21 protein-coding genes and 1 tRNA gene are annotated in these 20,113 nt (G+C 43.1%); 16 read left to right on the top strand and 6 right to left on the bottom strand.

Annotated elements, in window-relative coordinates; genetic code table 11:
- Positions 1-8: 8 nt before the first annotated feature.
- Positions 9-1,853: a Cna B-type domain-containing protein gene (locus QZ169_RS01425; protein WP_295504398.1), complete on the top strand. Its 1,845-nt coding sequence runs from the start codon at positions 9-11 to the stop codon at positions 1,851-1,853.
- Positions 1,854-2,428: 575 nt separating this feature from the next.
- Positions 2,429-3,532 carry a hypothetical protein gene (locus QZ169_RS01420; RefSeq protein ID WP_295504397.1) on the top strand — a complete coding sequence of 368 codons (1,104 nt, stop codon included), beginning with the start codon at positions 2,429-2,431 and terminating at the stop codon, positions 3,530-3,532.
- A gap of 92 nt (positions 3,533-3,624) precedes the next feature.
- Here the strand turns inward: QZ169_RS01420 and QZ169_RS01415 are convergent.
- Together QZ169_RS01415 and QZ169_RS01410 are read right to left on the bottom strand one after the other, a co-directional pair.
- Positions 3,625-3,697 (bottom strand) — tRNA-Lys (locus QZ169_RS01415).
- Positions 3,698-3,962: 265 nt separating this feature from the next.
- On the bottom strand, positions 3,963-5,231 hold the full coding sequence (locus QZ169_RS01410; protein ID WP_295504396.1) for a replication-associated recombination protein A: 1,269 nt from the start codon (positions 5,229-5,231) through the stop codon (positions 3,963-3,965).
- A gap of 87 nt (positions 5,232-5,318) precedes the next feature.
- Here QZ169_RS01410 and QZ169_RS01405 point away from each other — a divergent pair, with 87 nt between their 5' ends.
- The 5 genes from QZ169_RS01405 (at position 5,319) to QZ169_RS01385 (ending at position 8,569) form a co-directional block, all read left to right on the top strand.
- Positions 5,319-5,789 (top strand): DUF3013 family protein, encoded by a 471-nt coding sequence (locus QZ169_RS01405; RefSeq protein ID WP_295504395.1) that lies wholly within the window; start codon positions 5,319-5,321, stop codon positions 5,787-5,789.
- 9 nt (positions 5,790-5,798) lie between these two features.
- On the top strand, positions 5,799-6,251 hold the full coding sequence (locus tag QZ169_RS01400; protein WP_295504394.1) for an NUDIX hydrolase: 453 nt from the start codon (positions 5,799-5,801) through the stop codon (positions 6,249-6,251).
- A complete protein-coding gene (locus QZ169_RS01395; RefSeq protein WP_295504393.1) occupies positions 6,248-6,718 on the top strand; it encodes a GNAT family N-acetyltransferase in 471 nt (156 codons plus the stop codon). The genes QZ169_RS01400 and QZ169_RS01395 overlap by 4 nt, the downstream gene beginning before the upstream one ends.
- A 144-nt stretch (positions 6,719-6,862) precedes the next feature.
- Positions 6,863-7,816 carry a 50S ribosomal protein L11 methyltransferase gene (gene prmA, locus QZ169_RS01390; RefSeq protein ID WP_367113034.1) on the top strand — a complete coding sequence of 318 codons (954 nt, stop codon included), beginning with the start codon at positions 6,863-6,865 and terminating at the stop codon, positions 7,814-7,816.
- Positions 7,817-8,569: a 16S rRNA (uracil(1498)-N(3))-methyltransferase gene (locus QZ169_RS01385; RefSeq protein ID WP_295504391.1), complete on the top strand. Its 753-nt coding sequence runs from the start codon at positions 7,817-7,819 to the stop codon at positions 8,567-8,569.
- 43 nt (positions 8,570-8,612) lie between these two features.
- Here QZ169_RS01385 and QZ169_RS01380 read toward each other — a convergent pair whose 3' ends face one another.
- Positions 8,613-11,024: a bifunctional 2',3'-cyclic-nucleotide 2'-phosphodiesterase/3'-nucleotidase gene (locus QZ169_RS01380; protein ID WP_295504390.1), complete on the bottom strand. Its 2,412-nt coding sequence runs from the start codon at positions 11,022-11,024 to the stop codon at positions 8,613-8,615.
- A gap of 314 nt (positions 11,025-11,338) precedes the next feature.
- On the opposite strand from QZ169_RS01380, the gene QZ169_RS01375 reads away from it, so the two are divergent.
- The 8 genes from QZ169_RS01375 (at position 11,339) to dtd (ending at position 17,122) form a co-directional block, all read left to right on the top strand.
- The gene (locus tag QZ169_RS01375; protein ID WP_295504389.1) at positions 11,339-11,467 is read left to right on the top strand and encodes a hypothetical protein; all 129 of its coding nucleotides are present in this window, start codon (positions 11,339-11,341) and stop codon (positions 11,465-11,467) included.
- Positions 11,468-11,533: 66 nt separating this feature from the next.
- Positions 11,534-11,926 carry a DUF1310 family protein gene (locus QZ169_RS01370; protein ID WP_295504388.1) on the top strand — a complete coding sequence of 131 codons (393 nt, stop codon included), beginning with the start codon at positions 11,534-11,536 and terminating at the stop codon, positions 11,924-11,926.
- Between the two features lie 45 nt (positions 11,927-11,971).
- Positions 11,972-12,373: a DUF1310 family protein gene (locus tag QZ169_RS01365; protein WP_268682789.1), complete on the top strand. Its 402-nt coding sequence runs from the start codon at positions 11,972-11,974 to the stop codon at positions 12,371-12,373.
- Positions 12,374-12,467: 94 nt separating this feature from the next.
- On the top strand, positions 12,468-12,860 hold the full coding sequence (locus QZ169_RS01360; RefSeq protein WP_295504386.1) for a DUF1310 family protein: 393 nt from the start codon (positions 12,468-12,470) through the stop codon (positions 12,858-12,860).
- A gap of 45 nt (positions 12,861-12,905) precedes the next feature.
- Complete coding sequence (locus QZ169_RS01355; RefSeq protein WP_295504383.1) at positions 12,906-13,298, top strand: DUF1310 family protein; 393 nt, start codon at positions 12,906-12,908, stop codon at positions 13,296-13,298.
- Between the two features lie 131 nt (positions 13,299-13,429).
- Positions 13,430-14,284 carry a hypothetical protein gene (locus QZ169_RS01350; protein WP_295504379.1) on the top strand — a complete coding sequence of 285 codons (855 nt, stop codon included), beginning with the start codon at positions 13,430-13,432 and terminating at the stop codon, positions 14,282-14,284.
- A 118-nt stretch (positions 14,285-14,402) separates the two neighbouring features.
- Positions 14,403-16,622, top strand: coding sequence for a bifunctional (p)ppGpp synthetase/guanosine-3',5'-bis(diphosphate) 3'-pyrophosphohydrolase (locus QZ169_RS01345; protein ID WP_049543311.1), 2,220 nt, complete (start codon positions 14,403-14,405; stop codon positions 16,620-16,622).
- Between the two features lie 56 nt (positions 16,623-16,678).
- The gene (gene dtd / locus QZ169_RS01340; RefSeq protein ID WP_295504375.1) at positions 16,679-17,122 is read left to right on the top strand and encodes a D-aminoacyl-tRNA deacylase; all 444 of its coding nucleotides are present in this window, start codon (positions 16,679-16,681) and stop codon (positions 17,120-17,122) included.
- 93 nt (positions 17,123-17,215) lie between these two features.
- Here dtd and QZ169_RS01335 read toward each other — a convergent pair whose 3' ends face one another.
- On the bottom strand, positions 17,216-18,013 hold the full coding sequence (locus tag QZ169_RS01335) for a DUF4037 domain-containing protein (RefSeq protein WP_295504372.1): 798 nt from the start codon (positions 18,011-18,013) through the stop codon (positions 17,216-17,218).
- A gap of 500 nt (positions 18,014-18,513) precedes the next feature.
- On the opposite strand from QZ169_RS01335, the gene QZ169_RS01330 reads away from it, so the two are divergent.
- Entirely contained in the window at positions 18,514-19,128 is a 615-nt protein-coding gene (locus QZ169_RS01330) for a CPBP family intramembrane glutamic endopeptidase (protein WP_295504370.1), read from the top strand.
- Between the two features lie 45 nt (positions 19,129-19,173).
- Here QZ169_RS01330 and QZ169_RS01325 read toward each other — a convergent pair whose 3' ends face one another.
- Positions 19,174-19,599 carry an EVE domain-containing protein gene (locus tag QZ169_RS01325; RefSeq protein WP_295504368.1) on the bottom strand — a complete coding sequence of 142 codons (426 nt, stop codon included), beginning with the start codon at positions 19,597-19,599 and terminating at the stop codon, positions 19,174-19,176.
- Complete coding sequence (locus QZ169_RS01320) at positions 19,592-20,053, bottom strand: MarR family winged helix-turn-helix transcriptional regulator (RefSeq protein WP_295504365.1); 462 nt, start codon at positions 20,051-20,053, stop codon at positions 19,592-19,594. Before QZ169_RS01320 ends, QZ169_RS01325 begins: the two co-directional genes overlap by 8 nt.
- Positions 20,054-20,113 lie beyond the last annotated feature (60 nt).

Here is a 20,113-nt window from a genome sequence, read left to right as displayed (position 1 = left end):
GATTATTTATGAAAAAAATATCTCATACTATTGCGCGCTTTTTCTCAGTAGCCTTTGTGCTCCTCTTTAGCCTGTTTTCTAGCAGTCAATCTGCCAGAGCTAACACGGTAGATGATGTTATCACATCAATCAATGTCTACAATCAGAAAGGTGAAGAACTGACTGACGGCCTTTCCCCTTGGGAAAAATTTCAAATTGACGCAAATTTTGCCTTCAATTATGGCAAGGTTCAGCCAGGAGATACTACTACCATTGGACTTCCTGCTGAGTTTGCCTTGGAGGGAGCTGATTTTGAAGTCAAAGATGATGACGGCAATCTCGTAGCGACAGCTGTTGTTGATGCAAGCTCTAAGCAGCTTACACTGACTTATACAGACTATGTCCTGACTCGCTCTCATATTGAAGGGAAAGTTCATCTCTTGGCTCGCGTTGATCATACAGTAGCTAGAGATAAAGGTTCAATTCCTCTGAAACTTATCGTTGGCAAGAAGATCATTGAGTATGGAAAAATCGACTATAAAGGTCTTCCTGGCCAAGCAACTCCTTATACTTTCATAAAATACGGCTGGAATAATGCGGATAATATCAAGAGCATTACTTACAGTCTGAATATCAACCAACAAAATCAAGAGCTGGATAATGTTGTTATTTCAGATACTCTGGGCTTTAATACCGGAGAAATTGATCTTAGCAGCTTCCAAATTCTTAAAGGTTCATGGGTTGTTGACCCAGCTGATAACTCTTATCGACTAAGTCAGCAACGCGAGGATGTGACAGCAAATTATACGATTAATCTTGCTGCTGACAAGCGTTCCTTTACCATTAACATGGGGCATATCGGTGCCAATGAAGGCTTCTATGTTCGCTATCGTGTTAACTTCCCTACAGTTCCGGCTGATGGAACAGTCTTCCCGAATGAAGCAATCATGCGAGCAGACAATATCGAAGAACAAAAATCATCAGTTGCTGTCCGTTACCAACGTGCGAACGGCTATGCACATGGGGATGTCTATGGTGTGCAGGTGACTAAGAAAGATGAAGCTGGTAAAGCCTTAGCAGGTGCTGAATTCACATTATACGATGAAGATGGTGTGACAATTGTTCAAAAAGCAACCAGTGATGCTAACGGGATTGCTTCTTTCAGCAACTTGATTAAGGAGCATTATCTGATTAAGGAAACCAAGGCACCAGAAGGTTACCAACTGTCAGATGAAGAGATTCAGGTCAATGCGGCTCAGCTCAAAAATTATGGTTCTGGTATTATTTACAAAGACTTTACCAACCGTAAGGCATTGGTTACCGCTTCAGGTACCAAGACTTGGAATGATGACAACGATAAAGATGGCAAACGTCCAGACAAGATTACCGTTCGTCTCTATGCAAATGGCGTTGAAGTCGATCATAAAGAAGTTGGTCCGAATGATAAGGGTGAGTGGAAGTATGAGTTCACTGACTTGCCAGCGACTGGTGAAGATGGAAAAGATATTGTCTACTCAGTTACTGAAGACCGTGTTTATGGCTATACAGCTACTGTTGATGGTATGAACATTACCAATACACCAGTTCCAGGAGTTCCGCAACCGCCGAAACCTAGCTCGGACAATAGTTCTAAGAGCAGCTCTAGTTCAAGTAGCTCAAGCAGCAGTAGCACGACTTCTAGCTCAAGCAGCACTACAGGAAGCACTGTTGTGATCATCGAATCAGGCGATGGTACTGGCGGAGGAAATGCCTCTAATGTTGGAACCAAGAAAGTTCTCCCTAAAGCGGGTGAGAATGCTAGCTGGATCATGATTGCTGCTGGAGTAGCTCTAGTAGGCTTGGTAGGCTTCGTTGTCTTCCGTTCGAAGAAGTAACTTATTTCATCTCTGTTCCCTTAAGGGACAGAGATTTTTTATTCCAACTCCGAATTAGCAGTGGTCGCTTTTTAGAAAGAAGAATTAAGAATGTTTTTTACAATCAGTCACTATCTTGTATCCTTTTGTTAATCAAGACTGTGATGTTCCGTAATATAGTTGTTTTAAAATAAAAAGCAACTAAGATGTTTCCTAGAACAAATTAGTTGTTCAGAACTACGGGGAAAGCCGCTTGGATATGCAAGCGTGAGGCATATCAAAACTTGATATATAATCTTTCTTAATTCCTAAATCAAAAAAATTATAAGACATCCTTAGGAATATGCTCGGTGTGTGACCATCTTTATCAGGTTTTCGTCAAACATATTTTGCTTCAGTCTTCTCTCGTAGTTTTTTCTATGCGATGCCCCTTCTTTTTGTGCCTAAAGGAAGGGGATTTTTTGTGTGGAAATGATCTAGAGGATTAAATGTATACGTTCTCAATTATCTTCTTTTTTGTTATACTTGTACTAGAAATCTGAGGAGAAGATTCACTCAATTTGAGGAACCAACATTTGGAATAAGGAGATATAAAAATGTCAGAGGAACTATTGAAAGAGACAGTTATTGAACTGAGTATTGCGGATAATTGGGAAGAGGCAAAAATGGAGTGGACAAAAGCCGAACTTGTAAAAATTGATGCTGATAGAAAACAAAGTTGTTTATGCGGTCATAAAAGCCTCAAGAAGGTATTTGCTATTACTAGGAATGATGTCTCTGGGATAGAGCTTTCTCCAATCGGTTCTTCCTGTATTGAGAAGTTTGAAAATGAAGAACTAACTAAAAGTATAAAGAGAGCAGAAAAAATTTATAAATTAAAAAAGAATCTAAAGTTTGAAGATCTTCGTGAAGTGATGGATGAAGAGATGCTGGAAGATTTTTATAGTAAGGGTTATTTTAAAGAGGATAAAGAAAATGAGTTTAATCCATGGAACGATTATATTCTTTTTAAAATGGCTTTAAGCAGAAAAAATGAGGAACGTCAGTTGGCGTATAATAAGATTGAGCGTATCATTTATGTCATAAATGATTATCTTCATCCAGAACTTAATGAAATATTTGATATTGAAAGCTACAAAGAAAAATTGAAACAGTGGAGGAAGGAGGCGAAGCAAGAGGAGCAGGAGGCTGAGAAGAGGAATAGAGTTGCTAAACAAAAAGAAGAGGAGAGGCTTGCTCGGTTGCGGGAACAAGAGGAAATTGAACGGAAAAATAAGTTAGAAGAGGAAAGGAAATTAGAGGAGGAGCGGCTCCAAAGAGAAGAGGAGATAAAGCTGCTAAAACGGAAGAACCTTTATGAGAGCTTTGAAGAATTAAAAAAATGGCTACAACAACAAGGAAACAGTATAAGAAGCGAATATGAAGAAAAGCTGAGTAATTTAACAGATATTGCTGAAAAAGTAAAGGTATTAAAGGAGCTAAAACAATCAGAATTGAAGCAATCCCAAGAAGAAGCAAAGAAAGATGAAGAGCTGGTATTAGAGGCATTAGAAATGAGGGAAAAGATAAAGGCTCTATATTCAGTCACTCCTAGAGCTAGGAAATGCTTGGAATACCTAGATGCTAATGTACATACAAATAAAGGACACTTGATCTATATGACAAGATTTTTAAAAGAGATAGAGGAAGGGAAGCTGTGATATACGTTTTAAAATTGAGAAAGATTTGAATAACCAATAAAAGTACAAACAAAAAAGCCTTGTAAATCAAGGCTTTTCCTTATCTATTTCTATGCCCCCTGCAGGGATCGAACCTGCGACCCACGGATTAAGAGTCCGCTGCTCTGCCAGCTGAGCTAAGGAGGCAATAGAAAAAGCTGTATTGGTGCCGGACCTTCACGATTTGTATTGAACCCGCGCAATTAAGCAGGTGGGCAACTCGCTCTAACTGAAGCTGCTTCCGCGTGACACGGCTTGCATGCTGTTAGAAGTCTTTTGTTTCCCTAATAATACAAAAAATAGTCGGTCAACACTTAAGTGTGAAGTCGTACACCACAGCGTTTCTATAATTATGATACCATAAATTTTGAAAAATTCAAGAGAAAAATGTGATTTTTTGCAAACGATGTCATCATTTTTTTAAGTCATCAATCTTATCCTTGGTCATTCCAAGGGCTCGCTCGTATTTGCCATTCTCATTAGGAGTGAAATAATTGGCGTCTTTTATCTTGTCGGGTAGATAGTCCTGCCTGACCCAATTGCCAGGATAGGAGTGAGGATAGAGATAGTCCTGTGCATTGCCCAATTCCTTGCTGCTGGCATAGTGGCCGTCTCGTAAATGGCGGGGAATAGGAAGATTTCCATTCTTTCGTAAGTCAGCTAAGGCCTTGTCCATGGCTAGATAGGCTGAGTTGGACTTAGGAGATAGAGCCAGATCGATAACAATATTGGCAATAAGGATACGGGCTTCAGGAAAGCCAATCCGCTGGGCAGCCTCCAGAGCTGTAACGGTATGAACTTGAGCGTCTGGATTTGCCAGTCCAATATCTTCGTAAGCGATAACGGTCAAGCGTCGAGCTAGGCTAGGCAGGTCTCCTGCCTCAACGAGGCGAGCTGCGTAGTGGAGACTGGCATTGACATCGGAGCCACGGATGGACTTCTGCAGGGCAGAGAGGACATCGTAATGGCCGTCTCCGTCCTTATCCATGGTGATATAGCTCTTTTGCAGGCTGTTTTCCATGACATTGAGCGTGATGTGGCGAATGCCCTTGTCATCTTCTGGGGTAGAGAGTACGGCTAGGTCCAGCGAGTTATAGGCGGAGCGCAGGTCTCCGTTGGTAGAGATAGCAATGAAATCCAGAGCTTCATCATCTAGCTCCACTGGGAAATCAAATCCTCGCTCCTTATCCGTCAAGGCTAGCTGAATGGCTGTCCAGATGTCTTCGTTGCTGAGGGGCTCAAGCTCAAATATCTGAACCCGGCTGCGGATGGCAGGGGTGACAGAAAAGAAAGGATTTTCTGTCGTTGCTCCAATCATGATGACTAGACCGCTTTCTAAGAGCGGCAGTAGAAAGTCTTGTTTTGTTTTATCTAAGCGGTGAATCTCATCCAGCAGGAGAACCAGGCCGCCAGAAAATTTAGCCTCTTCAGCAATCTCCTGCAGGCGTTTCTTGCTATCTACGGTGGCGTTAAAGGTACGGAAGGCATATTTAGTTGTGCCGGCAATAGCTGAGGCGATGGAGGTTTTGCCGATACCGGGTGGCCCGTAGAGAATCATCGAGGACAGGCGGTTAGCTTCAACCATACGGTGGATGATTTTTCCAGGTCCGACCAGATGCTGCTGGCCGATGATTTGATCAATGCTGGTCGGCCGCATGCGCAGGGCGAGGTTTTCTGGCATAAGATTTCCTTTCTGCAAGTGTTTTTCTTGGCTTTTTGTGTTACTATTGTAGATAGTAATATTTTATCACAATGAAAAGAGGAAATCATGGCTAAGTACGGTTTTTTGGAGATATTGGACGAGGAAATGGGGAAGAGCTTTCCTTTTGACTATGAGATAAACTGGGACAAGAAGAATCATGCAGTGGAAGTAGCCTTTCTCCTTGAGGTTCAAAATCCAGGCGGGATTGAGACGGTTGATGCTGAGGGTAATGCCTCAGCTGAGGATATTTATTTTGAGGAAGCCGTGCTTTTCTACAATCCGGTCAAGTCTCGTTTTGAGGCCGAGGACTATCTGGCTACCCTGCCCTATGAGCCTAAGAAGGGGCTGTCACGGGAGTTTCTGGCTTATTTCGTAGATTTCCTAACCCAAACGGCTGAGTCTGGCCTTGATGCGCTCATGGACTTCTTAGCAGATCCAGAGGCAGCAGAGTTTGAGATAGCTTGGAATGCTGAGGCTTTTGAAAATGGCAGAGCGGATTTGATTGAGACTGACTTTTATTCCTATCCGAGGTATTAGGAGGTGCTTATGGCAAATGCTGAAGGACTAGATTTGCTGCACAAACAGATGGAGTTTTCTGGCTGCAAGATTGCCTTGATCAGTGATGACAAGTTGTTGACTATCTTGCGAGACGATATTTCAACCATTCCTTGGCCCAATATGTGGGAGTTGCCGGGCGGTGGCCGAGAGGACGAGGAAACGCCTTTTGAATGCGTACAAAGGGAGGTTTTTGAAGAGCTTGGTTTGAAGCTTGAAGAAGCGGATATTGTCTGGGCTAAGGAATATCAAGGAATGCTTGATCCAGACAAAACCTCTATTTTTATGGTGGGAACCATCACTCAGGATGAATTTGTCAGCATCGTCTTTGGCGATGAGGGACAGGCTTATCAGATGATGGATGTGAGCCAGTTCTTATCAGATGAAAAGGTTATTCCGCAGCTGCAGGACAGGTTGAGAGATTATTTGGAGGTACGAGCATGATTCATATTGAGCGGGCAGGAGCTGAGGATTTAGAGACCATTATTGCCATTCAGCGAGCGAGTTTTAAGGCTGTTTATGAAAAATATCATGATCAATACGACCCCTATCTGGAGGAGCGAGAGCGGATTCGCTGGAAGCTGGTTGAGCGGCCTAATAGTTTTTATTATTTTGTCAAAGACGACGAGAAGATTCTGGGCTTTATTCGCTTGAATACAAATGACGAACAGACAGCAGGCTGGATTGGGACAGTGGCGATTTTGCCAGAGTACCAGAATAAAGGATATGGCTCTGATGGGCTTGGTCTGATAGAGGAGAAATTCTCCACCGTTATGCAATGGGATTTGTGCACGGTTTTCCAAGATAAAGGCATGGTGGCTTTTTATGAGAAAAACGGCTATCATCAGACCCATACGGAGCCCGAAAAAGAGGGCATGGATATGGTCTATATGACGAAAACAATGAAATAAACAAAGAAAGGATTGTTCAGTTAAATTTCTAAACTGAACCTGCCCTAAACACTGTGTCAAAAAAGATAAGGTTCTCATAGACGCAAGCGTCGTCAGAGAATTTCCTATTTTGGTCTTAGGTTTTACGGGCTTGGTATTTTAATGATGGACACTTGGCAAGAATTAACGATTGAAGTGAAGCGGGAGGCGGAGGAAGCGGCCTCTAATATTCTGATTGAGCTGGGCAGTCAGGGTGTGGCCATTGATGACAGTGCAGATTATCTGGGGCAGGTCGACCAGTACGGCGAGCTTTTTCCAGAAGTGGAGCAGAGCGAACGGGTCCGGATTACCGGCTACTACCCGGATTCGGTGGATATAGAGGCCATTGCGGCCAAGGCTAATGAGCGTTTGGCTGAGCTGGATGACTTCGGATTAAAGACGGGAGATATTCAGCTGACTCGGCAGGAACTGGCTGAGGAAGACTGGGCGGATAACTGGAAGAAATACTTTGAGCCGGCTCGTATCACCCATGACTTGACAATTGTGCCGTCCTGGACGGAGTATGAGGCGACAGCTAGTGAGAAGATTATCAAGCTGGATCCTGGTATGGCCTTTGGTACAGGCACTCATCCGACGACCAAGATGAGCCTCTTTGCGCTGGAGCAGGTCTTGCGGGGCGGAGAAACGGTGTTGGATGTGGGTACAGGCAGCGGCGTCCTCTCCATTGCCAGCTCTCTCTTAGGCGCTAAGGACATCTACGCCTATGATTTAGATGAGGTAGCGGTTCGAGTGGCGCAGGAAAATATCGAGCTTAATCCAGGTATGGAGAACATTCATGTGGCGCCAGGTGATCTTCTCCGAGGCGTAGAAATCGAGGCGGATGTCATTGTTGCCAATATCTTGGCCGATATTCTCATCCATCTGACAGATGATGCTTATCGTCTAGTCAAGGATGAGGGCTATCTGATTATGAGTGGGATCATTTCTGAGAAGTGGGAAATGGTGCGCGAGTCAGCAGAAGCAGCAGGATTTTTCCTGGAAACGCATATGATTCAGGGTGAATGGAATGCCTGTGTCTTTAAGAAAACGCAGGATATTTCAGGCGTGATAGGTGGTTAGATGCAACAGTATTTTATAAAAGGAAATCCTCAGTCTCCTCTGGTGGTCACGGATAAGGACACGGCCAAACATATGTTTTCAGTCATGCGGCTCAAAGAGGGCGACCAAGTTACGCTGGTCTTTGATGATGGCATAAAACGGCTGGCTCGGGTATTGGATCCCAGCCAGCAGAGTTTGGAAATCTTGGAGGAGCTAGCAGACAATACCGAGCTGCCGGTTCAAGTGACCATTGCTTCCGGTTTTCCCAAGGGTGACAAGTTGGAGTTTATCACTCAAAAGGCAACAGAGCTGGGAGCCAGTGCTATCTGGGCCTTTCCAGCTGACTGGTCGGTGGTTAAGTGGGATGGCAAAAAGCTATCCAAAAAGAGTGAAAAGCTGGAGAAAATTGCCCAGGGAGCAGCAGAGCAGAGCAAGCGAAACTTGATTCCGGAGGTTCGGCTCTTTGATAAAAAGGCAGCCTTTCTGGCGGCTTTGGCAGACTTTGACCGCATCATCGTGGCCTATGAAGAATCGGCCAAAGAAGGGGAAACTGCAGCTCTAGTCCGGGCTCTGTTGGGCTTGGCAGCCGGCGCAAAAGTCCTCTTTATCTTCGGACCGGAGGGCGGTCTCTCGTCAGAAGAAATAGCAGTTTTTCGCCAAGCAGGGGCTGTCTCCGCTAGTCTAGGTCCACGTATCCTGCGAGCTGAAACCGCTCCGCTTTATGCCTTGACTGCAGTCAGTGTTTTGTTGGAATTGAGCAAGGACAGTCTTTAAAAAGTAAAATCAGCAGCTATTTTGGCTGCTGATTTTTTAATCATTATTGTCTTTCACGTTTTTTAAAGGCGAAGATTCCTGCAAGTCCAGTCATGACAAGTCCCAAGATTCCGAGTGAGGACGTCTTTTCTCCGGTTGCTGGGAGGCTTTCTGCTCCTGTCTGTCTGTGAGACGCTTGCTTGTTTGTGCTAGGGTCAAGAGCAGTCAAGACAGGGAAGTCTACTTTGCTATGCTGCAGGTTGGCTGCTTCGACTGCGATAGTCGGAGAGCTTGTCTGCTCAATAGGCACTGATTCAGTTTTCGGTGCGACGTAGACGAATTTGTATTCGCCAAATCCTTCTTGGGCAGAAGCTGCTAGATAGACGATGTCTCCGTCAGTACCAATCAAGTTCTTGGCCTTATCAGCTGTCAGGAAGCGCAGGTCCAGTCCCTTGATGGTGTCAGCGAAATGCCAGTTCTGATCTGCACTTGGATTGATGTTTTTGACAGCCAAGATATAGTTGATGATAGCTTGGCGGTTTTCCAGATTGAGCAGACGGTTGAGGCTGGCTTCTCGAACACCAGGGAAGTTACCGTTAGACCGGTAGTTGTTGGTCACGACGATAAATTCCTGATTTGGGTCAATCTCTTTGCCTTGATATTTTAGATTACGGACCCGGCTGGCATTTGGGTTGGCCAGTTTGCCTTCGCGGTCGTATTTGTTCGGCTGGGTGATGTCAAACTCATAGGTAACACCGTCGATAACATCAAAGTTATAAGTCCGGTAGTCAGTATTGACCAGATTTTGCGGTTGGCTATTGTTTGGGTCAATGGTATTGAATTGGCCAGCTGACATTTCTAACCATTCTTTGAGCTGGGCACCGTTGACCTTGAGGATAGCAGTGACATTGTCATAGAGATAGAGGTCTGCTACGTTCTTGATGGCAATAGGACCGGCTGGAATGTCTGTGTAGGCCGTTGCATCTCCGCGAGTTCCTGCCTTGAAAGGAGCTGCTGCAGACAGGATAGGAAGATTGGCTTCAGGCGTGCCAGCCAGCTCTTGCTTAGCATACCAAAGTTGGGCATTGTTGACGATTTGCACGGATGGATCGTCTTTGACCAGAGCAAAGTAGCTGGTAATCGGCGCAGTCGTAGTGCCGACTTGCTGGCGGACATAGTTGATAGTTCCTTGATGGGATTCCTTAGCAATGTCAATGACGCGCTGATCTGCTACATTAGACTTGGTATCTACCTTGCGGATGGAGCCTTTGCTGTCAGTGACTTTCCATTTGCCATCGGTATAATTTAGTTTGAGGTCAATGACGCCCAGATGGTCGCCGTATTTTCCAGCCATGGTTACTGGAGTGCCATTGATTTTACCGTTGACACCGTCTACTCCAGGGTATTTTTCGTAGAAGCCAGATCCATTTCCACTTGGAAATTCTGCGTGGGAGTGGCCCGTTACAACAGCATCTACACCTGGCAGACTGGCGATTTGATAGCCTTCATTTTCCTCTCCTTTTTCATACTTGTCATCTCCGATACCAGAGTGAGAAAGTACCAAAGTGATGTCTGCACCTGCCTTGCGCATCTCAGGAATGATATCTCGAATAGCCTCAACGGAGTCACGAACGACCACTTTTCCTTCTAGGTTTGCCTTATCCCAGTTGAGAATCTGCGGCGGGACAATCCCAGTAACACCAATCTTGACAGTCGTCAAACGGCCCTGAGTATCCGTAAAGGTCTTTTCGATGATTTTGTAAGGCTGATAGATGAATTTACCAGTCGCTGGATCCAGCACATTGGCATTGACAAGAGGCATGCCTGCTGTCTCGATTACGCGGTCCAGATAGTCCAGACCGTAGTTGAACTCATGGTTTCCTAGCGTACCAGCTTCAAAGCCCAGAGCTTGCAGGGCAGCGTACATAGGGTGCTGCTCGCCTTTCTCCACAGGATCCACGATGGCCTTATAGGTTCCCAGCGGCGTTCCTTGGATAGTATCGCCATTATCTACCAAGAGGACATTTGGATTTTCTTTCTTTGCTTTCTCGATCAGCACAGCTGTTTTAGCCAGTCCCAAGGTCTCTACTGGCTTGTCCTGATAGTAGTCGTAGTTGACCAAGTTGGTATGGAGGTCGGTCGTTGCCAAGATACGAACATCAACAGTCTGTCCCTCCACGGGCTTAGTATCCTCAGTAGCCGCGACATTGCGAGCCATAGCCATCAGAGCATCAGTATTTCCACTGGTATTTTCTGGGGAAATAGCAGAGCTAGGCTCCGTGCTCTCTGGTGTCGCAGTAGCTTCAGTAGGACTTGCAGCAGTCGTTGGTTTTGCTTCCGCCACGCTGCTTTCTACTGGAGCAGGATTAGCAGTGACTGGTGCAGTATTCTCATCAGCCTGAACAGTATTTACAGCTGCCGCAAGAGCCGCTGCGCTCAAAAGCACAACCGTTTTTTGAAGGGATGATTTAGACATAATATCTCCTTTGTTAAAATGAATTTCAGACTTATATTATACTATATTAAAACGCTCTCATCAAGAGAAGATCATAAATTAAAACTTAATAAAATTGACTGGAAGCTTCATAAGTTGCAAATATGAGAATATAAACTAAAACAGAATGCTCCAAGATTTACCACTATTGTATCCGTTTTCATATTTTGGTATAATAGTAGTGAGCTCACTTAGGTAAGTCGGAAAGGAAAATAAAACGGAAAAAATCAGACTGCCTAAGCCGGGAAGCGTATCTGCATTCTTTGCCTGATAAGGAGAGGAGGTTCGCCATGACTATGTCTGCCTTATTTGAGTTGTTTGTCGCCCTTTTAGGCGTGGCATCTACTTGCTACCTTGTCTACGCTTATTGTCAATTTATCAAGGAAGAAGTTCATCACTTTCTTCGCCACAACCCGCCCGTTTAAGGCGGGTTTTTGCTTTTGGGAAAATATATTATATAATGAAACTGACAAAGATTGAGGAATGTTTATATGTTTAAGAGAAGAAATAGGATTATGGGGCTTATTGGCCTAAGTGTATTGATATTGCTGGGAGGGGGTCTCTACCTAGCTCATAAAAATCAAGAATTTCAAAATGAAATGTTCAGAATTGTTCATAGTAAGGAAGTGAAGAATCTAATAGAAAAGAAATTAAAAAAATTAGATCCTCATGCTTTAACGGATAAGGGGAAAATTCAATCCTATAAAATTGATGATAGGAACATTCGTCACAATCCAATGGGAGGCATTATGTTTGATATTGTCATTAATGATGACCCTGATATTGTTGGGTCAACAGGCCTTAGAAAATATGGAGAGAATGAGGACATACGAACTGTTGGTATGGATAGGTCAAAAGGTCTTCAGAAGTTACTAGAGGAGTGATGGCCAAATAGTCATAAGGAGATTTCTTTTTTTAGAGGTGAATACATGAAGAAAAAACATAAAATTATCTTATCGATTATCAGCTTGTTTGTGGCTGCTTGCATAGGAGTAGGTCTCTACCTAGCTCACAAAAACCAAGAATTCCAGAATGAAATGTTCAGAATTGTTCACAGTGAGGAAGTGAGGGAGTTGATTGAAGAAGATTTAAAAAGAAAGGATCCTAATGCGTTAACAGACAAAGGGAAAATTCGCTCTTATAAAATAGATGATAGCTCCATTAAGCATAATCCGATGGGAGGGATTATGTTTCATATTATCATTAATGATAGTATAAGTATGGTTGGGAAGACTGGTCTTCAAATGGATGGAGAGAATGGGAAAATTCGTACGGATGGTATGACTGAATCAGCAGGTTTGCGGGCGTTGTTGGAAAGTGACGATAAGTGATTCAGTATTCTAGTTGTATCGAAAATCTCTTACTTTAATTGGAATTGCAAAACCTATACAACATACTAAATTATAATAGTCGTAGGAGTGTCTCATGAAGCAAAAGAATAAAATTATCTTATCAATTGTTAGCTTGTTTGTGGCTGCTTGCATAGGAGTGGGCCTCTACCTAGCTCATAAAAACCAAGAATTTCAAAATGAGATGACAAGAATTGTCCACGGTGAGGAAGTAAAGAAATTGATTGTGGAAGAATTAAAAGCAATCGATCCTAATGCTTTAACGGATAAGGGGAAGATTCGCTCTTATAAAATAGATGATGCGAGTATTCGTCATAATCCTATGGGGGGTATTATGTTTCATGTTATTATTAATGATGATTCGGATGCTGTATTTAAATTTGGTATAAGGAAATACAGTGAAGATGGTAGAATGAGTTTAGTTGGCGGTACTCTTACGGAAAAACTTCAACAGTTATTAGAGGAGTAATGACCAAAGAGTCATAAGGAGATTTCTTTTTTTAGAGGTGAATATATGAAGAAAAAACATAAAATTATCTTATCAGTTGTTAGCTTGTTTGTGGCTGCTTGCATAGGAGTAGGTCTCTACCTAGCTCACAAAAATCAAGAATTCCAGAATGAGATGACAAGAATTGTCCATAGTGAGGAAGTGCGGAAGCTGATTGAAGAAGATTTAAAAAGAAAGGACCCGAATGCTTTAACGGATAAGGGGAAAATTCGTTCTTATAAAATTGATGACAGGAGCATTCGTCATAATCCAATGGGAGGCATTATGTTTCATGTTGTCATTAATGATAGTATAAGCATGGTTGGGAAAATGGGAATTCAAAAAGATGGCGGAAGTGAGCAATTAAGTTCAGTTGGTATGAGTGAATCGGCAGGTTTGCAAGCGTTGTTAAGTGAGTGATTGACAGATAGTCAAGTCGATTAACTGCTAGGAGCATGAGTCCACGATAAATAATAACCTTGCCCCATGAGAATGCTCTTCCCTTTGGAAAGCAAATTTGAGATGATTTTATTAAAAGGAGGCTTAGAATTTTGAAACAAACGATTTTTAATGCTTCACTGGAAGAAAGTATGAACCTAGTAACGGACAAGTATATCAAAACTTCACTAGAGGATTTTAATGAAAAAGGTTATGGGAAAAAGATTTTGGGATTTTTTACGGTGCAATTTTTTCTATTTTTATTCTTTCTTCTAAGTATTTCTCTTGGTTCTAAAAAATTGCAGTTTTTCTCATTGAATATAGGCTTAATAAACGGTATTGTATTTGGTTTAGGATTTATCATTCTTTTTTCCTACTTAAATGATGTGAGGAAAATAAAGAATCAGTCAGTTTTATCTTACTACTATTTCAATAAGTGGATGTATCTTATGATTACAATCCTCTATACGCAATTTTTAGTAATAGGAATATCAGGTGCAGGAATGATATTAGGTGGAATTTTATCTAGTGTGTTGTATACTTCCTTTTTCATCATCTTTTTTATTGGATTATTTCAAAGCTTCCAGAGAAATACACTTGAAATTTTGTATAAACAGCGAAATTATTCAAATCCAACGGCTGATTTCATCAATCGCTTTGTTTTGTTTGCTAAAAAGTACGGTGGACTCATTATTTTAATATCAATTATTTTACGTATTGTTTTTCCAAATTCTGATAGTATCCAACAAGATGGAATTATTAATTCAATTGGGAAGGCCATTATTCCACTATTTTTTCGTCCTTTTATTTATTTTGGGTATGCTTTAGCAGTTGACAATTTCCAAGGTTTCTATCTTCAAAAATACTTAGAAGATTACCGACAGCTATCAGGATACTCTGTTGAAGAATGGTATGGAAAAGATTCTCAGAGATATAAGAAATCATTGAATCAGAAAGATATCATCTGATAGTGTTACATTTCACCACAACCCGCCCGTTTAAGGCGGGTTTTTATATGAACCGTCTTCTAGGTTTTCATATTGGGTTAAAAGTGATAAAATAGTAGGCAGGAATTGGAGAGACGAGATGCCAAAAGAAGTGAATTTGACGGGCGATCAGGTATTGGCCCTTACGAGAAAATATCTGGCTGCAGAGGATGTGGCTTTTATACAGAAAGCTTTGATCTATGCGATTGACTGTCACAGTGGGCAGTTTCGCAGGTCAGGTGAGCCTTATATTGTGCATCCTATTCAGGTGGCAGGGATTTTGGCCACGCTCAAGCTAGATGCAGTAACGGTTGCCTGCGGCTTCCTGCATGATGTGGTAGAGGATACCCGTGCGACGCTGGATGATTTGGAAAGAGAGTTTGGGACGGATGTGCGCGTGATTGTGGATGGGGTTACCAAGCTGGGGAAGGTCAAGTACAAATCCCACGAGGAGCAGCTGGCGGAAAACCATCGTAAGATGCTGATGGCCATGTCGGAGGATATTCGGGTTATTTTGGTCAAACTGGCAGACCGTCTCCACAATATGCGGACGCTGAAGCATCTGCGCAAGGATAAGCAAGAGCGGATTTCTCGAGAGACAATGGAAATTTACGCACCCTTGGCTCATCGCCTAGGGATTTCCAGTGTCAAGTGGGAGCTGGAGGATTTGTCTTTCCGTTATCTCAATGAAGTGGAATTTTACAAAATTTCCCACATGATGAAGGAGAAGCGTCGGGAGCGTGAAGCTCTGGTAGAAGAGGTGGTTCAGAAGATTGAGACCTATGCTGGCGAGCGCAATCTGCACGGTAAGATTTATGGCCGGCCCAAGCATATCTACTCGATCTATCGCAAGATGCAGGACAAGAAGAAGCGTTTTGATGAGATTTATGATTTAATCGCTATTCGCTGTATCTTAGATACCCAGAGTGATGTTTATGCCATGTTGGGCTACATTCATGAGCTTTGGCGGCCGATGCCGGGGCGGTTCAAGGATTACATTGCCAACCGCAAGGCCAATGGTTACCAGTCTATCCATACGACCGTTTATGGACCCAAAGGTCCGATTGAGTTTCAGATTCGGACCAAGGAAATGCATGAGGTCGCTGAGTATGGGGTTGCGGCTCACTGGGCTTACAAGAAAGGTGTCAAGGGACAGGTAGACAGCAGAGAATCAGCCATCGGGATGAACTGGATCAAGGAGCTGATGGAGCTTCAAGATCAATCCAATGATGCCAAGGACTTCGTTGATTCGGTCAAGGAGAGCTATCTGGCTGAGGAAATCTACGTCTTCACACCGGATGGAGCGGTGCGCTCTCTGCCTAAGGACTCGGGCCCCATTGACTTTGCCTATGAGATCCACACTAAGGTCGGTGAGAAAGCCACGGGAGCCAAGGTCAATGGCCGGATGGTTCCTCTGACAACCAAGCTTAGGACAGGTGATCAGGTGGAAATCATCACCAATGCTAACTCCTTCGGACCGAGCCGCGACTGGCTCAATATTGTCAAGACCAGCAAGGCCAGAAATAAAATCCGTCAGTTCTTTAAAAATCAAGACAAGGAGTTGTCTATCTCCAAAGGGCGGGAGCTCTTGCAGGCTCAATTCCAGGAGCATGGCTATGTAGCCAATAAGTACATGGACAAGAAGCACATGGAAGAAGTGCTGCAGAAGACCAGCTATAAGACTGAAGAGGCGCTTTTTGCGGCGATTGGCTTCGGTGAAATTGGTGCCATTAGCATTTTCAACCGTCTGACAGAAAAAGAGCGCCGTGAGGAAGAACGGGCCAAGGCCAGAGCAGAAGCGGAGGAATTGGTTAAGGGCGGCGAAGTCAAGGTCGAAAACAAAAAAGACACCCTCAAGGTCAAGCACGAAGGCGGTGTGGTTATTCAGGGGGCGTCTGGTCTCCTCATCCGGATTGCCAAGTGCTGTAATCCTGTACCGGGTGATGATATTGTCGGCTATATTACCAAAGGACGAGGTGTAGCCATTCACCGGCAGGACTGCATGAATCTCAAGGCCCAGGAAAATTACGAGCAGCGGCTGATTGATGTGGAATGGGAAGACAACAACACGACCAAAGAGTACACGGCCCACATTGATATATACGGGCTCAACCGCTCTGGTCTCCTCAATGATGTGCTACAAGTCCTGTCCAATACCACCAAGAATATCTCAACAGTCAATGCTCAGCCAACCAAGGATATGAAATTTGCTAATATCCACGTTTCTTTTGGCATTGCTAATCTGTCCATGCTGACGACGGTGGTGGATAAGATTAAGAGCGTGCCGGAGGTCTACTCGGTCAAGCGGACTAATGGTTGATCTATTTCAGAAATCATTATCTAGCTATAAGTTACCGTTAAATCAAAGGAAAAGATATGAAAATAGTGATTCAGCGCGTAAAACGTGCTCAGGTCAGCATTGACCAGCAGCTGCACAGCAGTATTGGACAAGGTCTCCTGCTCCTAGTAGGCGTAGGGCCTGACGATAGTCAGGAGGATATGGATTATGCAGTCAGGAAGATTGTCAATATGCGGATTTTTTCCGATGCTGAGCGCAAGATGAACCTGTCTATCAAGGACATTGCTGGAGAGATTTTGTCGATTTCTCAATTCACTCTGCATGCAGATACCAAAAAGGGAAATCGGCCAGCCTTTGTCAAGGCTGCTCCGCCAGAGATGGCTAGCAATTTTTATGACGCCTTCAATCTTGCCTTGCAGCAGGAGGTGCTGACTCGGACGGGGATTTTTGGGGCAGACATGCAGGTAGAACTAGTCAATGATGGCCCAGTGACCATTATCTTGGATACAAAGAATCGCTGATAAGAAGCATGAAAAGGAGCTTGAACACTAATGTTCAAGCTCCTAATTTTTTTAGCTTCTGCAGCAATGAATGTATAGTTTCCGACAACATTACTAAAAACAATCAATATTTTCTTGAGGAATGACTTGTTTGATGGTCGCCACTAGCTGATTGATAAGCTTTCTAGCTTCAGCGGGCTCTGTGTAGAGCTTTTGAAAATAAGTCTGTATATTTTCTTCGAAATACTGAGGCAATAGCATGCAGTTGGTTTTTGCAAACTCTAGCATTCTCTTTTCTCCAGGGTGAGTCTGTTCGTTTAGGGCGAAGAGCAAGTCAAAATAGGAAGCAAAAAATTCACTGCTACGGTGATTGATACTGAGCAAGTCCTGACGCTTTAGCGCTTTTTCTATTTGTTTGGAGAAAGCTGGCATGGCTTGATCGAGTAAGAGGAGCTGCTTCTTAATAATATTCTTTTTGAGTTCAGCTGGATAAGGTTGTCTGTACTTGTTCTGAAGTGCTTCATAGCGACCATTTCGGTCATAGACGATTTTGCTGTGGAGCAGATTGTGCCACATACAGGTGGTGTAGGCATGCTGGGCTTGGTGGTCTAGGACGACAGTCTGCAGGTCTTTATCAAAGCTATCCAGTGTACGGTAAATGAGCTCAATTTCGATCTTGCTCTTCAGCACACAGTCATCCTCTAGTTCCCAAAACTGATTGCCGATTTCCATGTAGGAGCAGTACTTGCTGAGGATATCGCGTCGAGTCGAGGGAGCAATGGAATCTGTCAAGTAGATATAAACATCATAGTCTGAGTCTTTGTCAAAATGCTGTCCAGCACGAGAGCCACCGAGAACAATAGCTTCCACTTGGCCTAGCTGGGCAAATTCTTTAAAGAGTTGTTGTGGCATAATTTTTCCTTACTGATTTTTGACATCATTGTAGCAAAATGTAAGCGGGTTGGCAAGAAGGAAAAAACAGTTTTTGGCATGGTACTAAGCCTGCAAAATTGAAACCCCGAGGGGTAGGAAGTGGATGAGCAGGAGTTGGAAGTATTTGACTAAAAAGAAAATGATCTAGGATCGATAGGCTGAACATTTGACTTTGTGTGATAAAATTTTAGGAGTTTTTTCTTTCTTTAACTCATTGTCGGTTTTCTATTTTTTTAAACTCATCGCCTTATTTTTATCTGCAACTTTTCTTAGATTTTGAGATAGGCCTTTAAAGAGTTTTTTGACATCATTTAGTCCAAAAATGAGAAGCATAGTAAGCAAGTGGAAGTGGCAATAATCTTTGATTTGTTTATGTTTATGATTCCTATCATTCTTTAGAAATATTTTAGAATTACTTTATAAATTCTTGAAGTTTGTCTTGTATAATCATATTAAAGAAAAGAAAGGAGTCTCTTATCATGGACAATCTAGTTCAACAGATGCTGAATGCTCTGATTCAAATTGCTTTGTTTGCTTTTCTTCCTTTTGTTTGGTGGTTGATAAATGCTAGAAGAAAAAGTCCATTTTTAGAATGGCTTGGCTTAAAACCACTAAAAGATGCTGGCAGCCGAAAGATCTGGCTGTGGATTTTGCTAGGTTCGCTATTTTTCTTGGTTCTTTCGTTTTTGCTACTATATACTACTGTAAAAGGTCTTAAGACAGCGACTTCAAACTTTTCAGGCCTCGGCTTCCAAGCCTTGCCAGCTATTCTGATCTATAGTCTGTTTCAAACTGCTCTGCCAGAAGAACTGCTCTTCAGAGGTTTTCTTTTAAAGAGAATGGCTAGCCGCTTATCCTTTGTGGTAGCCAACACCATACAAGCTGCTCTTTTTGGTCTACTGCATGGCCTGATGTTTATAACAGTGCTCTCTTGGCAGCAGACCCTGCTCATCATTTTGTGTACGGGTGGCATCGCTGCCTATATGGGCTTTGTCAATGAAAAGAAATCTGATGGCTCCATTTTAGCAAGCTGGATTATGCATGCTCTAGCCAATGTAGTTGTGGGTAGTTTATCGGCTTTTATGCTGATTTGATGACAGGTGAGTAAAGGTTTAGGTGTAAGTCAAACGAAGCTGCTTTTACTGATGTGCAGTGCTTTCTAGTTTCATTTGCTCAAAAACATAAAGGAAGAAGTCCTTCGAAACTTCGAAATGTCCGTATCTTATCTGAGAAGCATATTGGCGCCACTGAGGATGTTGTCGGACCTGGTCAATGGGGCAGTCTTTGACAGGCTGGTAGTAGCTGACATCTCGCAGAAATGGGACAAAGCCTTCGAACATCTCTACTTGGTAGGCAGTGTCATCTAGAATCTTGCCAATTGCTGTAAAGGCCTGCAATTTTTCCTGACCATTCAGCTGATACTTGGGACTGTAGTACAAAAGAAAGTCCCCCTTTTTCATTCGGTTCAGCGGTGCTTTCTTACCATGGCAGACTTGGCAAAATCCACCTTCTACACCTCTTAGTACATGTTCTTTTGATACGACACCAATCCAAAATCTAGTCATTTTCTGCCTCCAGTTCTATTAAGAGTTTGTTTAATATTTCTGTTTTATCTTCTAATTTTCCAAAGAATGCCTGATCAATACCTTCTACTAGAGGAAGGGCTTGGTTGACCTTTTGCAGCCCCGTATCCGTTAGAAGTATGATGTTGGCGCGGCTGTCCTTGGGATGGACTTCCCGCATGATCAAACCTTTCTTGACCAAGAGGCGGATGATTTGGGATACGGTCATAACATCCATGTCAGAAAATCGGGCAATATCGGTCTGACTAACCCATTCTTGCTGACGCAGAAGCGCTGCAAGAGTGGTCAGAACGACAAATTGGGGATGGGTCAAATCAATCGTTCTCAGTTTGTTTTTTATCAGCCCATGCCACTTGTGGTAGGCACGGATAAAGAGCAGACCGGTTGATTTTTTGTATTCATCCTTGTAGATGGAGTTAAACTGAGATTTTTCCATTAGCTTTCCCTCTAGATATTTTGTAAGTATGCTTATTATATTCTAGCATCTTATTTTTGT

The organism is uncultured Streptococcus sp. (assembly GCF_905372115.1).
Lineage (GTDB): Bacteria > Bacillota > Bacilli > Lactobacillales > Streptococcaceae > Streptococcus.
This window is presented reverse-complemented; position numbering and strand designations above follow the sequence as displayed.

Bases quoted from the DNA above. Each gene is read 5' to 3' on its own strand.
- QZ169_RS01425 (WP_295504398.1), top strand. From the start codon at position 9: ATGAAAAAAATATCTCATACTATTGCGCGCTTTTTCTCAGTAGCCTTT.
- QZ169_RS01420 (WP_295504397.1), top strand. From the start codon at position 2,429: ATGTCAGAGGAACTATTGAAAGAGACAGTTATTGAACTGAGTATTGCG.
- QZ169_RS01410 (WP_295504396.1), bottom strand. From the start codon at position 5,231: ATGCCAGAAAACCTCGCCCTGCGCATGCGGCCGACCAGCATTGATCAA.
- QZ169_RS01405 (WP_295504395.1), top strand. From the start codon at position 5,319: ATGGCTAAGTACGGTTTTTTGGAGATATTGGACGAGGAAATGGGGAAG.
- QZ169_RS01400 (WP_295504394.1), top strand. From the start codon at position 5,799: ATGGCAAATGCTGAAGGACTAGATTTGCTGCACAAACAGATGGAGTTT.
- QZ169_RS01395 (WP_295504393.1), top strand. From the start codon at position 6,248: ATGATTCATATTGAGCGGGCAGGAGCTGAGGATTTAGAGACCATTATT.
- prmA (WP_367113034.1), top strand. From the start codon at position 6,863: ATGGACACTTGGCAAGAATTAACGATTGAAGTGAAGCGGGAGGCGGAG.
- QZ169_RS01385 (WP_295504391.1), top strand. From the start codon at position 7,817: ATGCAACAGTATTTTATAAAAGGAAATCCTCAGTCTCCTCTGGTGGTC.
- QZ169_RS01380 (WP_295504390.1), bottom strand. From the start codon at position 11,024: ATGTCTAAATCATCCCTTCAAAAAACGGTTGTGCTTTTGAGCGCAGCG.
- QZ169_RS01375 (WP_295504389.1), top strand. From the start codon at position 11,339: ATGTCTGCCTTATTTGAGTTGTTTGTCGCCCTTTTAGGCGTGGCATCT.
- QZ169_RS01370 (WP_295504388.1), top strand. From the start codon at position 11,534: ATGTTTAAGAGAAGAAATAGGATTATGGGGCTTATTGGCCTAAGTGTA.
- QZ169_RS01365 (WP_268682789.1), top strand. From the start codon at position 11,972: ATGAAGAAAAAACATAAAATTATCTTATCGATTATCAGCTTGTTTGTG.
- QZ169_RS01360 (WP_295504386.1), top strand. From the start codon at position 12,468: ATGAAGCAAAAGAATAAAATTATCTTATCAATTGTTAGCTTGTTTGTG.
- QZ169_RS01355 (WP_295504383.1), top strand. From the start codon at position 12,906: ATGAAGAAAAAACATAAAATTATCTTATCAGTTGTTAGCTTGTTTGTG.
- QZ169_RS01345 (WP_049543311.1), top strand. From the start codon at position 14,403: ATGCCAAAAGAAGTGAATTTGACGGGCGATCAGGTATTGGCCCTTACG.
- dtd (WP_295504375.1), top strand. From the start codon at position 16,679: ATGAAAATAGTGATTCAGCGCGTAAAACGTGCTCAGGTCAGCATTGAC.
- QZ169_RS01335 (WP_295504372.1), bottom strand. From the start codon at position 18,013: ATGCCACAACAACTCTTTAAAGAATTTGCCCAGCTAGGCCAAGTGGAA.
- QZ169_RS01330 (WP_295504370.1), top strand. From the start codon at position 18,514: ATGGACAATCTAGTTCAACAGATGCTGAATGCTCTGATTCAAATTGCT.
- QZ169_RS01325 (WP_295504368.1), bottom strand. From the start codon at position 19,599: ATGACTAGATTTTGGATTGGTGTCGTATCAAAAGAACATGTACTAAGA.
- QZ169_RS01320 (WP_295504365.1), bottom strand. From the start codon at position 20,053: ATGGAAAAATCTCAGTTTAACTCCATCTACAAGGATGAATACAAAAAA.